Below are 15,236 nucleotides of genomic sequence, written 5' to 3' on the forward strand. Positions count from 1 at the left end.
GATAGGTATAAAACTTGAGGAGGTACGGCATGCCAGGCGGCCGCCCGCGCGCCTTCGACGTCGACGCCGCGCTCGACCGGGCCCTGGAGGTGTTCTGGCGGCAGGGCTACGAAGGCGCCTCGCTGTCGGACCTGACCGCGGCGATGGGCATCAACCGGCCCAGCATGTACGCCGCCTTCGGCAACAAGGAGGAGCTGTTCGTCAAGGCGCTGGACCGCTACGTCAGCGGCCCCGGCGCGTTCGCCGCCGACGCGCTGGCCGCGCCCACCGTACGCGAGGTCATCGAACGCCTGGTCAACGGCGCCATCGACCTGACCACCGGCGACGACGCCCCGGTGGGCTGCCTGATGGTGAACAGCGTGCACGCCTGCGGCCCCGACGCCGCCTCCGCCCGCGACGCGGCGCTCGCCTGCCGCCGGGCCGCCGAAATGGCGCTCCGGCGTCGCCTGGAGGACGCGCCCGACCTGCCCGGCGGATACGACGCCGGCACCCTGGCCCGGCTGGTCCAGACCGTCACGGACGGGATCGCGGTGCAGGCGGCCGGCGGGCGCACCCGCGACGAGCTGCGCCAGGTCGCCGATCTCGCGCTCGGAAATCTTTTCCCTGACGTGTGAAGAACGCGCGGCCGGCTCCGACTCCTGGGTGAAACAGCGCTTCACGGCAGGAGGAAAGAGATGAGCAAGGTCACCTGTGACATGTCGATGTCCATCGATGGCTTCGTCGCGGGCCCGAACCAGCGCCTGGACCAGCCCTTCGGGGACGGCGTCGGCGACAGCCTGCACGAGTGGATGTTCGCGGAGCCCGAGGAGCACGCCGAGATCATCAAGGCCGTCACGTCGGCGGGCGCGTACATCATGGGCCGCAACATGTTCACCCCCGGGCGCGGCGACTGGGACCTGGAGTGGACCGGCTACTGGGGGCAGGAGCCCCCGTACCACGCGCCGGTCTTCGTCCTGAGCCACCACGAGCGCGAGCCGGTCGAACTGGACGGCGGCACGACGTTCTTCTTCGTCACCGACGGGATCGAGGCGGCGCTCGACCGGGCCCGCGCGGCCGCCGGCGACCGCGAGGTCGCGATCGCGGGCGGCGCGGCGACCGTGAACCAGTATCTGGCGGCGGGGCTGATCGACGAGCTGCGGCTGCACGTCGCGCCCGTGGTGCTCGGCGCGGGCGAGCGGCTCTTCACCGGCGTCGGACGCCTGGCCTTCGAGCCGCTCGCCGTGTCAGGCACCGGCCTGGTCAGCCACCTGACCTATCGCGCGGTCAGGTGAACGCCGGGCACCCGATCCCGCCAGGGCATGGCCTCTTCCAGGTGGGCGGCGACCTGGAACAGCAGATCCTCCCGGCCGTAAGGGGCGACGATCTGCACGCCGACGGGCAGCCCGTCGTCGCCCTGCCCCAGCGGCAGGCTGATCGCAGGGTGACCGCTGACGTTGAACGGCACCGTGAACGGCCCGAAGTCGGTCAGCGACCGCAGCCAGCTCTCCATGGTGTGGCCGGGGTCGTCGTACCGCAGGGTGCCGTGCGGCGCCGGTGGGCGGCCCAGCGTCGGGGTGACGAGCAGGTCGTACTCGGTGAAGAACGCGCCCACCGTCCTGGTCACCCGGTTCTGGGCGTCGAAGGCGGCCATCATGTCCAGCCCGCTGTACGCCCTCGCCGTCTCCAGATAGAGCCGGGAGACGGCCTCCATCCGCGCCGGATCCGGCAGCCGCGGCGCCAGGAGCAGCATCGAGGCGACCGCCACCCCCTCGGCCACCAGCGCCCGCATGACGGCGTCCCAGTCGAGGGCCGGGGTGTCCTCGACGACAGTGTGCCCCGCCCGCTCCAGTGCCTGGCCGGTCCTGGTCGCCCAGACGGCCACCTGGCCGTCCACCACGGAGCCCGACCACGCCTTGGTGGTCACCGCCACTCGTAGCGGGCCGAGTGCGGTGCCGATCTCGTCGGCGTAGCGGCCGCGCGGGGGCGGCGCGGTGTACTTGTCGCCGATCCCGGGGCCCTGGACGGCGTCCAGCAGGTGGGCGGCGTCGCGGACGGTACGCGTGAGCGCGAACTCGTACGACATCCCGAGCATCGGCTCGCCCATGTCGGGCCCGCACGGGACGCGGCCGCGGCTCGGCTTGAGCCCGACCAGCCCGCAGGCGGACGCCGGGACGCGGATGGACCCGGCGCCGTCGCTGGCGTGCGCCAGAGGTACGGCCCCCGCCGCCACCAGGGCGGCCGCGCCGCCGCTCGATCCGCCCGCGCCCCGGTCCGGGTTCCACGGGTTGCGGGTCGGCCCGAACCTGACCGACTCGGTGGAGAAGCTGAGGCACATCTCCGGGACGGTGGTCAGGCCGAGGGTGACCAGCCCGGCGGCCCGGAAGCGGGCCATGAGGTCGGTGTCGTGCCGCGCGACGATGCCCGGCAGCGCCCGGCTGCCGAGAAAGAACGGCACCCCCTCCGCCACCGGGCCGTGGTCCTTGATCAGGAACGGCACGCCGGCGAACGGGCCGTTGTCGTCGTGGCGGAGCGCGGGCCTGAACGGCGGCAGCGCCAGCCCGTTCACCTCGTCGTTCACCGCGGCCAGGGCCTTCCTGGCGGCGGTCTCCACCTCGGCGGCGCTCACCTCGCCCGCCCTGATCAGGTTTCTGAGGCCGATGGCGTCGTAGCGCGCGTATTCATGGAAGTTCATCGGAAAAATCCCTCGATCACAGATGGAAGTGGATTGCCTGATAGAGGGACGGCGGCTCAGCGGCCGTCCCCTGTGATCGAGGTGGTTCTACGCTCGGGACATCACCGTCATGGTGACAGCCGCCGCCGCGACATTCGACTCGATTTCCGCCGTCTACGGCGTGAGGCAGTCGCCGTCGGGGTCGATGGCGTGGGTGATGCGGCGCCCGATGTCGCGCAACTGCCGGATCTGCGCCTTGGTGAGCGGCTCGAAGACCAGGTCACGGACCGCGTCCACGTGGCCGGGAGCGGTGGCGACCACCTTCTCCCAGCCTTCCTCGGTGAGGGTGGCCAGCATGTAGCGGCCGTCGGCGGGGTCGGGCGTGCGGCGCACCCAGCCGCGTTTCTCCAGCCGGCTCACCACGTGCGACAGCCGTGACAGCGACCCTTCCGAGAACGCCGCCAGGTCGCTCATCCGCATCGTGCGCTCCGGGCTCATCGACAGCCCGGCGATCACCTGGTATTCGAAGTGGCTGATGCCCGCGTCGCGCTGGAGCTGCCTGTCGAGGGCGGCCGGTAGCCGGATCAGCACGCTGGCCAGCGCCAGCCAGGTCTGCGACTCCTCCTCGGTCAGCCAGCGCGGCTCCTGCGACGTGTCCACGTCCCCACATTAACCGAGAGATCGCCCCGCCGATTCAGTTGACGCTTCAAGTCGAAGCGGCCTAGATTGCGCTTGAACCTTCAAGTCCTTTCTGGGAACGGATCTCCGATGAACGTCGTCCTGTGGATCATCGCGGCCCTGCTCGCCCTCGCCTTCCTGGCCGCCGGGGCGATGAAGCTCGCCCAGCCGAAGGAGAAGCTCGCCGCGGCCGGCATGGCCTGGACCGACGACTTCTCCGCCGGGGCGGTCAAGGGCATCGGCGCGCTGGAGGCACTGGCCGCGCTCGGCCTGATCCTGCCGGCCGTGACGGGCATCGCGCCGGTGCTGACGCCGCTGGCCGCGACCGGCCTGGTGCTGGTCATGGCGGGCGCCGCCGTCGTCCACGCGCGCCGCAAGGAGTTCCCGATGATCGCCGCCAACGTGGTGCTCCTCATCCTGGCCGCCGTGGTCGCCTGGGGCCGCTTCGGCCCGTACGCCTTCTGAGGCCCTGCTACATCAGCCCCTGCTCGGAGCGCCACTTGTCGATCGCCGTGGCGATGAGCAGGGGCCGGTCCTCGGGGGTGTGGTGCCCGGCGATCTCCTCGTGCTCCGAGATCTCCAGCGAGGCCATGTTCGCCGCGCACCAGGCGACGGTCTCCCGCGTCCACATCGAGCCCGGCCCCGGCCGGAAGCCGATCAGCAGCTTCGGCACCGCCGCCACGCCGGCCCACCGGCCGAACGCCTCGATCCTGGCCACGACGTCGGCCGGCTCCCCGCCCAGCGGCAGCGAACGCGGCCACCGCAGCAGCGGCACCCGGCTCTCCCTGGTCGGGTACGGCCGCAGGTATTCCGCCAGGTCCTCCTCCGCGAGCGGCGTGGCCATGGTGCCGGGCAGGCCCTGCCGCAGGAAATCAGCGTCGTCGAGGATCATGGACTCGCCCACCCCCTCGGTCTTGATCGCCTGGAACAGCGGACGGCCGCCTTCAGGGAACTCCTCCCAGGTCATGGGCTTGACGATGGCCTCGGTGAAGGCGATCCCGCGTACTCGATCGGGGTGGCGGGCGGCCCAGTCGAAGGCCAGCGCGCCGCCCCAGTCGTGGCCCACGAGCAGCACGTCGTCGAGACCGAGGGCGTCGAACCAGGCGTCCAGGTAACGGGCGTGGTCGTCGAAGGTGTAGCCGATGGCGGGCTTGCCCGACGCTCCCATGCCGATCAGATCGGGCGCCAGGCGACGGCCCGACCCGAGGGCGGGCATGACGTTCCGCCACAGGTGGGACGAGGTCGGGTTGCCGTGCAGGAAGACGATCGGCGCACCCGCGCCGATCTCACGGTGGGACATGGTGGAGTCGAGTACGTGCATGGTGGTGCTCCTCATCGGTAGACGGCGGCGTTGCGGGCGGCCCAGTCGGCGAAGGTGCGGGGCGCGCGGCCCAGGAGTCGCTCCACGTCGGGGCTGACCCGGCGTTCGGCGGCGGTCGGCGTACCGAGGATGGACAGGGTGCCGTCGGCGACCGGCTCAGGCATGAATCGCAGCATCTGCGCGCGAGCCTCCTCCCGGGTCTGCTCGGTGAACCGCACCTCCGCGCCCAGCGCCGCGCCGATCGCCGCCGCGCGCTCGCGCGGGGTGACCGGCTCGGGGCCGGTGAGCTCATAGGTACGGCCCGCGTGCCCGTCCGCCCGCAGCACCACGGCCGCGACCTCGGCGATGTCGGCCGGGTCGATGCCGGGCAGCGCGACGTCCCCGAACGGCGCGGCGACGGTACGGTCCGCGCGGACCGTCTCGGCCCAGGCCAGGGAGTTGGTGTGGAAACCGCCCGGCCGCAGGATCGTCCACTCCAGCCCCGAGTCGCGCACGGCCTCCTCGAAGGCGACGGGATGTCCGTACATCGCCGGCCTGGTCCCGGCGCCCAGCGAGGACAGCAGGACGACGCGCCGGATCCCCGCCGCCTTCGCCACGTCCAGGACGGCCCGCGGGTCCGGCCCCGCGACCAGCAGGAACAGCGCGCCGGCGCCGTCGAAGGCGGGCTTCAGGCTCGCCGGGTCCGCCAGGTCGGCCGCGACGTGACGTACCCCTTCGGGCAGGTCGGCGGCGCTCCGGGAGACGGCCGTCACGCGCTCGCCCGCGGCGGCGAGCAGCCGCACCAGCTCGCCGCCGACGTTGCCGGTCGCGCCCGTTACCACGATCATGATTTCGCTCCGAGTTAGTTAGTTGACTGACTTAGATCGAGACCATAGCGGTCCGGCGAGCGGCTTGTCTATAGTGAGTCAGGTGACTGACTCAACGCGGGCGGGGAAGCGGGAGCGGCTGGCCGGCGCCGCCGTACGGGTGCTGCACGAGCAGGGCGTCGAGAAGACCACGCTCGCCGACATCGCGCGCGCGGCCGACATTCCGGTGGGGAACGTCTACTACTACTTCAAGACCAAGGACCAGCTCGTCGAGGCGGCCATCGAGGCGCACGGCCGGCAGCTCGACACCATGATCGGCGCGCTGGAGGAGTTGCCCGCGCCGCAGGACCGGCTCAAGGCGCTGCTGGGCGGCTGGATCGACCAGCGCGACCTGACCGCCCGCTACGGCTGCCCCACCGGCACCCTCGCCTCGGAGCTCGACAAGCGCGACGACGGCCTTGACCGCGCGATCGCCACGGTCATGGAAAGGCTGCTCGACTGGGCGGAAGGCCAGTTCGCCGCCATGGGCCGCGCGGACGCCCGTGAGCTCGCGGTCGCGTTGATCGCCGCGTACCAGGGCATTTCCCTGCTGACCAACACGTTCCGCGACCCCGGCCTCATGGCGATGGAGGGCCGCCGCCTAGAGCGCTGGATCGACTCCCTGGCCTGACCCGGGAGCGGGCCGGCCGAACGAGGGCACGCCCATCAGGCCCATCAGCCGCCGGATCTGGTGCGGGACGTCGCGCACCTGCACCGGCCCGGCCGCGGTGAAGGCGAGCAGCGCCCGCGCGCCGGAGACGTCGGCGAAGGTCAGCCCGCCAAGATCCATGATCAGCTCGTCGTCGATGCGCCACGCGTGGGAGAGTGTGCGCGACACCTCGGCGCTGTTGCAACCGTCGATCTCGCCGATCAGCCGGATGACCGAGGGGCCGGGCATCACGGTGCAGGTCACGCGGAGCATGTGATCCACGTAGAGCAGGTGCTCGGAGGAGGGCGCTTCATGGTCCTGGCGGGCACCGGAGGTCATCGCATCCGCCCAGCGTGCTCGGGCAGGCCGGGTGTCGGACGGTCGTGTAGCGCGTACGCGGTGAGCGGCGGCGTGCCGCGATGTACGGGACATCCCACCTCCTGACCGTGCGGGGAGGGCCGTGGACCGGCGCTCTCAGGCTAACTTCGTAAGAAGGATACCGGAATAGTTTTTCTGTATAAAATCTTCCGCTATGAGGCCGGGGCGCCCTTGCCCCGGTAAGGAGGACTTGGCGTATGGAGGAGTCCGCTGACCGGCACTCCGGCTGGACGTTCCTGACCAACCACGCCCGGGTGCTGGTGGCCATCGCCGCCGACCCGCAGGTACGCCTGCGCGACATCGCCGCGAAGATCGGCATCACCGAGCGCGCCGCCCAGGGAATCGTGGGCGATCTGGAAGAGGCCGGCTACCTGCGACGCAACCGGGTGGGGCGCCGCAACCACTACGAGATCAACCCGAACCAGCGCTTCCGCCACCCCACCGAGGCGGGCATGCCCGTCCAGGCGCTGATCGAGATCTTCGCCCACCGGGACCTCGGCGACACCGAGGACACGGGGGGCACAGGGGACACAGAGGACACGAAGTCGTGACGACGTCATGGGTGAGGTCGGTGTGTTGATCACGTATGCATACCGGGCACGCTCCTGGGCAGCGTAGGCGGAGGAAGGCAACCCCCGGGGCACGCACCGGCGCCCCGATATTGGAGGTCCAACCTCATGCTCGCCGCCCTGGCCATCCCCCTCGTGGTGTTGATCGGCTTGATACTCATGCAACACGTGGAGGACGCCCTGCTGCCCTCCGCCCCCGTGCCGCCGCAACCCCCGTCCCCGCCACGAGCCGACCCAGTCACAGACACAGTCACAGACCCAGGCACCGACACCGAACGAGAGGACCGGGGCGCGGTCGTCACGCGAACCGTACGATTCGCGCCGGGATACGCCGCCCGCCCGTTCGGCGCCCACCACGCGCGGCCACGCCGGAGCGCGACGGCGTCGTGCCCCCGGCGGCGTCAGCGCTCGAGCCCGCCGCAGCGTCTGCCGGAGACGAAGCCCGCCCCGAGCGAACACCCGCTCGGCGAGACCCAGGAAGCGTTCGTCCCGGTCACGCTCCAGGTCGAGAGCTGACAGCGGCGGACGGCCCCCCGGCTCATCGAACCGTGACGCGGTCACCCTTGGGGGCGGCAAGGGGTGAGTGAGCGGCGATGTACGACGCCAGCGCACCCGTGTCGTCGGGTCCGCCGCGGTACACGGACTTGGCCCCTTCCCAGGCCGGGAAGCCCTGCCCGCCATACCTCAGGATGTAGTTGGCCGCGACCTTGACCACCTGGGTGTCGGACACCGGGGTCCCGTTGAGGGTGAGATCGGTGACCACTCCGCCGGTCACCGTGTAGCGCAGCGCCGCCGACGGGGTGAGCCTTCCCGCTGTCGGGCTCACGTGTCCCAGTGCCTTCCTGGGCTGCGCGCCCGTCATCGACCACACGTCCGGGTGGAACCCGTCGGGCTGAACCTGGTACAGGTCCGAGAAGGTGATCGGCCCCGCCTTCAGGCCCTTGCGCATCCCGTACTTGCTGACGAGAGCGAGGTCCGCGCCGGAGAGGGTGCGCACCGATTCGAGCATGGCGTCCGCGGTCAGTTCGGCCAGGGGGCCGCCGTCGCCGGTCAGCGGGATGTCCTCGGCCGCGACGCCGACGGTGCCAGCGCTCGGCGGGCGGCACTTGAAGTAGTAGATGATGTTGGACCTGTGGCGGTCCGGCTGGTCGAGCTCGATCTGGACCGAGTTCTCCGCCGTCTCCCAGCCCCAGGTGAGCGTCTCCAGGACGGTGGAGTGGACGGCTCCATGGGCGGCCGGCACGTTGACGGTCTTCCACGTCTCGGTGCCGGCGAGGCGGTACCGGACGGTCTGCGCGCCGGCGGGCAGCCCTTCGAACGAGCCGTGGATCTTGAAGGTCACCGGGCACTTCGCCGCGGTGGTCCGCTCGAAGGCGATGGTGGCCTTCCGTACCAGGTTGCGAGCCGCGTCCTGGCCGGAGGAAGACGACGGCGGCGGGGTGGCCGCGGCGTCCGGGGTGCCGGGCGTGTCGACGGTGGTGACGACGCTGTCCCAGACGTCGCCCGCGCCCAGCGTCTCGGAGCCCGTGCAGGTGACGGCGAAGGAGGCCTTCCTGGAGGTCTTCTTCACCGGGCTGACCAGGCGGACCGCGCCCCAGCCGCGAGCGTCGCCGACGGCCTTGACCGTCGTGGACAGCCGGACGGTCTTGAGACCCTTGCCGCCGGCCCTGTAGGTCCTGGTTCGGCCGTCGTCCCCGTCGCTGAAGGTCCACACGTATTTCAGCGTGGCCGGCGCCTTGACCTTCACCGTGGTGGACAGCGTGACGGTCGCCGGGCACGCCCCGGTGTGGGTCTTCGGCAGGGCGGACGCCGTACCGAAGACGACCGGGTGCGGGGCGGCCTGCGCGCCCGGCACGAGCGTGCCGGACGCCAGGGCGACCACCGCGACCAGCGTTCCGAGTCGGCGCCCGGCCATGGATAAGAGCCTCACGCGATTCCTCTCTCGTGATCATCGACGAGGAGAGATCATGACAGGTTTCGATCAACGCGAAATAACGTTCGAATGGGGCCGTGGGCGCGGGCGGCCGGCCGCGCCCACGGCCCCGGGTGCGGGTGGTCAGATGGAGATGCGGCCCGCGCCGGCGCCGGCCGTCACGATGGACTTGACGCTGCTGGCGCCGTCCAGCGAGTACGAGTACGGGATCGCCCGGACGCTGCCGCCCGCGCTACCGCTGCCGGACCCGACGAAGTGGTTGTTGCGCGCCACCAGGCTGCCGGCCGGGGAGCTGCCCTCGCCGAGGTGGAACGGGTCGCCGGTGTTCTCGAAGTAGTTGCCTTCGACCAGCACGCCGGCCTCCTGGGTGGAGGCGACGCCGTAGCTGCCGACGCCGCGGTAGAAGTTGTTGTAGACGTGCACCGGGTTGCCGAAGCGCACGCGCGGGTGCCGCTGGTTGGTGCCGTCGAACCAGTTGTGGTGGTACGTCACGCGCAGCTTGTTCCGGTCCTCGCCGCCGTTGCTGTCGCTGTGGCCCAGCAGCATGGTCTTGTCGTGGCTGAAGAACCTGTTCCAGGAGACGGTGACGTAGTCGCTGGCGCGCTTGATGTCCAGGGCGCCGTCGTAGCCGTTCGAGAAGGAGTTGTGGTCGATCCAGACCCGGGTGGAGTACTGGACGTTGATGCCGTCGTCGTTCCAGTTGCGGAAGGTGAGGTTGCGGATGATGACGTTCGACGCCTGGGAGACGTTGAAGCCGCAGCCGGCGATCGTCGCGCCGGAGTTGCCGATGACGGTCTTGTTGGAGGTCACGCGGAGCATGCCGGAGCAGGAGATCGTACCGGACACCCTGATCACCGAGGCGGAACCGGACGACAGGGCGCTGGTGAGGGCGGAGGCCGAGGACACGTTCGTGGTCGCCGCGGTGCCGCCGCCGGTGGTGCCACCGCCCTGGGTGGCCCAGCCGACGAGCGGGGTGTCGGCCGACGCCGCCGGTCCGGACACGGTCAGTCCGGCGAGCGCGGCGGTCAGGCATGTGACGAGCGTGAGGGTACGTCGTGGTGTGCGCATGGGGCGCTCCTACTGCGGGGGGTTGGCTCTCGTCCACGTATGTGAACGACAGGCACGTTAGTGAACGGTGTGAATGTAGGAAAGCGCTTTCCGTCCGTCAATGCGCGACCGCCGCCCCGGTTCGGTGGCGGCGGAGTCGTGGCCGGTCAGGGCATAACAAGCGAGATTTCTAAAAGTGAAACTTTCATGTCGGAGATCAGGTCAGCGTCAGGATGATCAGTGCGAGACCCAGGGTCAGATCGAGGGCGGCACAGAACTCGGCCAGCGAGCGGGCCACCACCTGACGGGCCCGCCAGACGATCACGTCGAGGGTGCCGTGACCGATCAGCGCCGCGGCGACGAGCAGGGTGCCCAGCGTGGGAGACAGGGACAGGGCGAGCACGGCGGCCGCGCCGAAGACCAGCATGGCGGGGATCTGCACGGCGTCGAGCCGCGGGCGGCGCGGCAGGTCGCTCACCAGGGCCATGGCCAGGGCGGTGACCCCACAGGCGACCAGCGCCGGCCACAGTGCCGCCTCGAACAACCGCAGCACCGTCACCCCCACCACGGACACACCGAACAGGATCCACACCGTGCCCGGCCGGCCCACCACGGCGGTGGCCAGGTAGATGAGGGCGGCGAGGAACACGATGACGGCCTGGCCGCGGCCGTCGTCCTCGTCCAGCACGGAAAAGACCATGGCCAGCAGGCCGAGCGCGGTGGGCCACCGGTGGGCCAGGAAGGTCAGGGCGCGGGTCGCGGGGGAGCGGGGCGGGGAGGTGATGTCCGTCATGACACCGACCTTCTCGACCCTGCGGCGTCCGGCCCAAGATCTCACGGCCGAGGTGTCCCAAATCCTGGGCCCCTGGTCCGATCCACAACACCTTCACAGCGCTACGTGGGTCCGGCGCCGTCTCGCAGGTCTGGTGTCCTGCGGGTGCGGCGTCTTGCGGGTCCGATGTTCCGCGGGCGGCATCTCGCGGCCGGGAGTCTTACGGGTGTGGTGCCGTCCGTGGGGCGGTGCCGTGTAGGTGGAGTGCCGCGCGAGGGGCGGGGTCTGCGGGTGTGGTGCCGTCCGAGGGGCGGGGCTGTGCGGGTGGGGTGTTTTGCGGGTCCGGCGCCTTATGGGGTCGGGGTTCGGTGGGTTTCGTTCTCGCGGGTCCAGGTCGCGACCCAGTAGGCCACGCCGAACGGGTCGTCCTCGTAGCGCAGGTGTGCGAGCCAGCGCGTTCCCTCGCAGGCGCCGGCCATGACCTGCCAGGCGGCGCGGCCCGCGACGAGCAGGGCCGTGCAGGTGGCCGGGTCGAGGGCGCTCAGCCGGGTGACGTCGCCCGTGCCGAGAGCGCGGCCGATCTGGGCGTCGAGGTCCGCCGCCCGGGGGTCGAGGTAGCCGGGGGCCTTCTCGCCGCGCCGGGCACTGCCGTCGGCGGCCACGATCAGCCCGGTGCGCCCCGGCCCGACCGCCGGCCGCCCCCTCCCCGCCTCGGGTTGCCGCCGCTCGGCCTCGGGGCGCCGTTCCTCGGCCGCCCGCTGCCCTTCCCCGGCCGCCAGCCGTCGTCCCACCTCCAGGCAGAGGTCCGGTGGTGCGTCGGACGCGATGCCGTACAGGGTCAGCGGGGTGGTGGTGGGTGGCAGGAACGATCGTCCGACGGCGAGTGCGACGGGCAGTCCGTCCGCGCCGGTCGGGCCTGCGAGGGAACGGTGGCTCCCGGGGGCGACGCGGTCCGCCGGATCCCGGGCGTCGGCGGGGTAGCCGCCGGTACGGGGTGCCGCGGCGAGCACGATCACGTCGTCGAGCTCCTGGTCGAGGAGGCCACCCGCGGCACTCGCCGCCGACTCCCTGAGCTTGTCCACCTCGGCGACGGGCCGCCCGGTCACCCCGGGCAGCAGCAGAGGCGCCTGCGGCACACAGACCACCGCGACGATCACGCCACCCTCCTCGCACCGCTCCCGGCACGACCCCGATCGGCCTTCGCGCCCCTCAGGTCCCGACCCCGGTTGCCCTTTGCACCTCTCAGGTCGCGAGGCCGATCAGCCTTCGCGCACCTGAGGTCGCGCCTGAGGTCGCGCCTGAGGTCGCGCCTGAGGTCGCGCCTCACGTCGGCTGCCCTCGGCCGCCTCCCGCTGGTCTTTGTGCGGCCCAGACCGGTGGTCGGGCGCTTCGGGTCGGTTGTTGTGCGGTGCGGGTGGGTGTCCGGGGGGCTGGAGCCGGGCTTCGTGGTCGCCTTGGGGATCATGCCAGCCCCCGTACGACCCGTTCCGGTGGGCGGAGGTTGCGGAGGACGGCGATCATGTCGAGCACCTGCCGGGTCTCCGCCACGTTGTGGGCGCGGAAGACCTGGGCCCCGTGCCAGGCGCACAGGGCCGTGGCGGCGAGGGTGCCGTTGAGGCGCTGGTCGACGGGCAGGCCCAGGGACTCGCCGATGAAGTCCTTGTTGGACAGCGACACCAGCACCGGCCACCCCGTCGCCACCAGCTCACCGGTACGCCGGGTCACCTCCAGCGACTGCCAGGTGTTCTTGCCGAAATCATGCGCGGGATCGATGAGGACGCTCTCACGCGGCACCCCGAGCGCGACCGCCCGTTCGGCGAGCGCCGTGGTGCGGCGGATCACGTCGGCGACCACGTCGTCGTACTCCACGCGATGCGGCCGCGTACGAGGGACGAGCCCGCCGGTGTGCGTGCAGACCAGGCCCGCCCCGGCCCCGGCGGCGACCTCGGCCAGCAGGGGGTCGGCGCCGCCCCAGGAGTCGTTGAGCAGGTCGGCCCCCGCCCGGCACACCTCCAAGCCGACCTCGTGCCGCCAGGTGTCGACACTGATCAGGAGGCCGGGATGGCGCTCGCGTACCTCCGCGACGAACGCCGCCGTCCGGTCGATCTCCTCGTGTACGTCCACCTCCGCCCCAGGACCGGCCTTGACGCCGCCGATGTCGACGATGTCGGCCCCCTCGGCGGCGACCTGGTCCACGCGCCGCATCGCCTCCTCGCGGGCGAAGGTGGCGCCCCGGTCGTAGAAGGAGTCGGGGGTGCGGTTGACGATCGCCATGATCAGCGGCAGCGCGCCGAAGCTTCTGCCGCCCAGCGTGAGACTCACCTGTCAGTACCTCCTGACCGGCCGCCGGGAGAGCGCGGGAAGAGTGCGGGGAGAGCACGAAGCGCGGTCCGCCGCGCCTCCTGGGTCACGCCTTGAACGATACTCCGCGAAGGAGGGGAGGCTCAGTGCTTGGCGGCGTGCGCCGGTTCGGGTACGGGGGCGGGTTCGGCCCGGCGGCCCGGGAGGGCGAGGGTGATCGCCGCGGCCACGAGCGCGGCGCCGCAGCCGATGAGCATGCCGGTACGGAACCCCGTCTCCGACGGCAGCACATGCCCCCCGAACTCGATCGTCAACTGCGACAGGACCAGCCCGACCACCGCGGCCGACACCGTCGTGCCGATGGAGCGCATCAGCGTGTTGAAGCTGTTGGCCGCCGCCGTCTCCGACCGGGGCACCGCGCCCATGATGAGGGCGGGCATCGAGCCGTACGCGAAGCCGACGCCGATGTTGCAGACGCAGGTGACGATCAGCAGGCCCCAGGTGGAGCCGAGCAGGGCCACGGAGGAGCCGTACCCGAGGGCCATGATGAGGCTGCCGACGATGAGGGTGACCTTGGGGCCGCGGGCCGCCGACAGACGGGCGCCGATGGGGGAGATGATCATCATCATCAGCCCGGACGGGGCCATCCACAGGCCGGCGGCCAGCATCGACTGGCCGAGCCCGTACCCGGTGGCCTCGGGGAGTTGCAGGATCTGCATGACGATCAGCGCCTGGGCGTACATGGAGAAGCCGACCACGATCGAGGCCAGGTTGGTCAGCAGGACCTGAGGCCGGGCGGTGACGCGCAGGTCGACCAGCGGGTCCCTGGTCCGCAGCTCCCACCAGCCCCACACGAGCAGGACGACGACCGCGGCGGCCAGCAGCCCGAGCGTGGTCCCGCTCGACCAGCCCCAGTCGGCGCCCTTCGAGACGCCGAGCAGCAGGCACACCAGGCCCACGCCGAGCCCGAGCGCGCCGACGAGGTCGATGCGTCCCCTGGCCGTGGCGGACGTGGCCGGCACCAGGAGCCAGATGAGCGCGGACACCAGCAGGCTCAGCACGGCCGTGGCCCAGAAGAGCACCCGCCAGCTCGCGTACTCGGCGACGGCGGCGGCGATGGGCAGGCCGAGCGCGCCGCCGATGCCCATGGAGGAGCTCATCAGCGCGATCGACGGGCCGAGCCGGTCGGGCGGCAGCACGTCGCGCAGGGCGCTGATGCCCAGCGGGATCATGCCCATCCCCATGCCCTGCAGCCCACGTCCGATGATCATGGGAGTGAGGGAGCCGGCGAGCGCGCAGACGACGCAGCCCAGGATCAGGGGTATCGAGCAGATGAGCATCATGCGGCGCTTGCCGTAGAGGTCGCCCAGCCGGCCCATGACGGGGGTCGTGACGGCGCCGGCCAGCAGCGTGGCCGTGATCACCCAGGAGGCGTTGGAGGCGGTGGTGCCCAGCAGTCGCGGCAGCTCGCCGATCAGCGGTACGACCAGGGTCTGGGTGAGCGAGGCGACGATGCCCGCCACCGCCATCACGGTCACGATGCCGTTCGGGCGGGTGCCGGATATGGGCTCTTCCACGCGGATCCCCCTTGTTGTCGCGACGTAGGAAGCGATGTGCACTCTACACATAGACTGTTACATACATACGATGTGGGGGTTACACACTGGCATGGACAAGCCCACCGATCTGATCGAGTACGAGACCATGTTGCTCGGGCAGCACCGCCACGTCGATCGCAGTGCGTACATCCTGCTCAGCCGCATCCGCATGGCGGGCATGATGTCGATCGGGCAGCTCAGTGAGGCGTTCGGGCTCGACGTCTCGACCCTCAACCGGCACACCTCGGCCCTGCTGCGCGCCGGGCTGGCCGAACGCATCGCCGACCCCGGCGGCGGCATCGCCCGCAAGTTCCGCCTCAGCGAGGCCGGTGAGCGCTATCTCGACAGTGAGCGGGCCAGGCACATCAGCGGCCTGGAGAAGGTGCTGGCCGGTTGGACGCCCGACGAGGTCGCGTCCTTCGCCGCCTATCTCAGGCGCTTCAACACCGACGTCGAACGCCTCGGCGGCCGTTCCTGGCCGCGCCCCGGCTGATG

General features: G+C 71.2%; 17 protein-coding genes. 6 read left to right on the forward strand and 11 right to left on the reverse strand.

Annotated elements, in window-relative coordinates; translation table 11 throughout:
* Window positions 1-29 precede the first annotated feature (29 nt).
* Together C4V41_RS04865 and C4V41_RS04870 are read left to right on the forward strand one after the other, a co-directional pair.
* Window positions 30-614: a TetR/AcrR family transcriptional regulator gene (locus tag C4V41_RS04865; RefSeq protein WP_103954468.1), complete on the forward strand. Its 585-nt coding sequence runs from the start codon at window positions 30-32 to the stop codon at window positions 612-614.
* Window positions 615-674: 60 nt separating this feature from the next.
* Window positions 675-1,271, forward strand: coding sequence for a dihydrofolate reductase family protein (locus tag C4V41_RS04870; RefSeq protein WP_103954469.1), 597 nt, complete (start codon window positions 675-677; stop codon window positions 1,269-1,271).
* On the opposite strand, the gene C4V41_RS04875 is transcribed toward C4V41_RS04870, so the two are convergent.
* Together C4V41_RS04875 and C4V41_RS04880 are read right to left on the reverse strand one after the other, a co-directional pair.
* Entirely contained in the window at window positions 1,253-2,671 is a 1,419-nt protein-coding gene (locus C4V41_RS04875) for an amidase (protein WP_103954470.1), read from the reverse strand. The genes C4V41_RS04870 and C4V41_RS04875 overlap by 19 nt on opposite strands.
* Before the next feature lie 153 nt (window positions 2,672-2,824).
* Window positions 2,825-3,310: a MarR family winged helix-turn-helix transcriptional regulator gene (locus C4V41_RS04880; protein WP_103954471.1), complete on the reverse strand. Its 486-nt coding sequence runs from the start codon at window positions 3,308-3,310 to the stop codon at window positions 2,825-2,827.
* A 108-nt stretch (window positions 3,311-3,418) separates the two neighbouring features.
* On the opposite strand from C4V41_RS04880, the gene C4V41_RS04885 reads away from it, so the two are divergent.
* Entirely contained in the window at window positions 3,419-3,793 is a 375-nt protein-coding gene (locus C4V41_RS04885) for a DoxX family protein (RefSeq protein WP_103954472.1), read from the forward strand.
* Window positions 3,794-3,800: 7 nt separating this feature from the next.
* Here C4V41_RS04885 and C4V41_RS04890 read toward each other — a convergent pair whose 3' ends face one another.
* Both C4V41_RS04890 and C4V41_RS04895 read right to left on the reverse strand, forming a co-directional pair.
* On the reverse strand, window positions 3,801-4,649 hold the full coding sequence (locus C4V41_RS04890) for a haloalkane dehalogenase (protein ID WP_235029901.1): 849 nt from the start codon (window positions 4,647-4,649) through the stop codon (window positions 3,801-3,803).
* A gap of 11 nt (window positions 4,650-4,660) precedes the next feature.
* On the reverse strand, window positions 4,661-5,476 hold the full coding sequence (locus C4V41_RS04895) for an NAD(P)H-binding protein (protein ID WP_103954474.1): 816 nt from the start codon (window positions 5,474-5,476) through the stop codon (window positions 4,661-4,663).
* A gap of 82 nt (window positions 5,477-5,558) precedes the next feature.
* Between C4V41_RS04895 and C4V41_RS04900 the strand changes: the two genes are divergently transcribed.
* Window positions 5,559-6,125 carry a TetR/AcrR family transcriptional regulator gene (locus C4V41_RS04900; RefSeq protein ID WP_103954475.1) on the forward strand — a complete coding sequence of 189 codons (567 nt, stop codon included), beginning with the start codon at window positions 5,559-5,561 and terminating at the stop codon, window positions 6,123-6,125.
* Here C4V41_RS04900 and C4V41_RS04905 read toward each other — a convergent pair.
* Window positions 6,096-6,482 carry an STAS domain-containing protein gene (locus tag C4V41_RS04905; protein WP_160150167.1) on the reverse strand — a complete coding sequence of 129 codons (387 nt, stop codon included), beginning with the start codon at window positions 6,480-6,482 and terminating at the stop codon, window positions 6,096-6,098. The genes C4V41_RS04900 and C4V41_RS04905 overlap by 30 nt on opposite strands.
* A gap of 236 nt (window positions 6,483-6,718) precedes the next feature.
* Here C4V41_RS04905 and C4V41_RS04910 point away from each other — a divergent pair, with 236 nt between their 5' ends.
* Window positions 6,719-7,072 carry a helix-turn-helix transcriptional regulator gene (locus C4V41_RS04910; RefSeq protein ID WP_103954477.1) on the forward strand — a complete coding sequence of 118 codons (354 nt, stop codon included), beginning with the start codon at window positions 6,719-6,721 and terminating at the stop codon, window positions 7,070-7,072.
* Window positions 7,073-7,628: 556 nt separating this feature from the next.
* Here C4V41_RS04910 and C4V41_RS04920 read toward each other — a convergent pair.
* From C4V41_RS04920 to C4V41_RS04945, 6 genes are all read right to left on the reverse strand, one after another.
* The gene (locus C4V41_RS04920; protein ID WP_103954479.1) at window positions 7,629-9,005 is read right to left on the reverse strand and encodes a 5'-nucleotidase C-terminal domain-containing protein; all 1,377 of its coding nucleotides are present in this window, start codon (window positions 9,003-9,005) and stop codon (window positions 7,629-7,631) included.
* A 141-nt stretch (window positions 9,006-9,146) separates the two neighbouring features.
* Window positions 9,147-10,091: a pectate lyase family protein gene (locus tag C4V41_RS04925; RefSeq protein WP_103954480.1), complete on the reverse strand. Its 945-nt coding sequence runs from the start codon at window positions 10,089-10,091 to the stop codon at window positions 9,147-9,149.
* 196 nt (window positions 10,092-10,287) lie between these two features.
* Window positions 10,288-10,863, reverse strand: a complete 576-nt coding sequence (locus tag C4V41_RS04930; RefSeq protein WP_103954481.1) for a hypothetical protein — start codon at window positions 10,861-10,863, stop codon at window positions 10,288-10,290.
* A 329-nt stretch (window positions 10,864-11,192) separates the two neighbouring features.
* The gene (locus C4V41_RS04935; protein ID WP_103954482.1) at window positions 11,193-11,999 is read right to left on the reverse strand and encodes a class III extradiol ring-cleavage dioxygenase family protein; all 807 of its coding nucleotides are present in this window, start codon (window positions 11,997-11,999) and stop codon (window positions 11,193-11,195) included.
* Between the two features lie 304 nt (window positions 12,000-12,303).
* Window positions 12,304-13,116 carry a dihydropteroate synthase gene (folP, locus tag C4V41_RS04940; RefSeq protein ID WP_103954751.1) on the reverse strand — a complete coding sequence of 271 codons (813 nt, stop codon included), beginning with the start codon at window positions 13,114-13,116 and terminating at the stop codon, window positions 12,304-12,306.
* Window positions 13,117-13,286: 170 nt separating this feature from the next.
* Complete coding sequence (locus C4V41_RS04945; protein ID WP_456093849.1) at window positions 13,287-14,672, reverse strand: MFS transporter; 1,386 nt, start codon at window positions 14,670-14,672, stop codon at window positions 13,287-13,289.
* A 139-nt stretch (window positions 14,673-14,811) separates the two neighbouring features.
* On the opposite strand from C4V41_RS04945, the gene C4V41_RS04950 reads away from it, so the two are divergent.
* Complete coding sequence (locus tag C4V41_RS04950; RefSeq protein ID WP_103954484.1) at window positions 14,812-15,234, forward strand: MarR family winged helix-turn-helix transcriptional regulator; 423 nt, start codon at window positions 14,812-14,814, stop codon at window positions 15,232-15,234.
* Window positions 15,235-15,236: the final 2 nt, after the last annotated feature.

This window comes from Nonomuraea solani (assembly GCF_900108335.1).
In the GTDB taxonomy this organism is placed as follows: Bacteria; Actinomycetota; Actinomycetes; order Streptosporangiales; family Streptosporangiaceae; genus Nonomuraea; species Nonomuraea solani.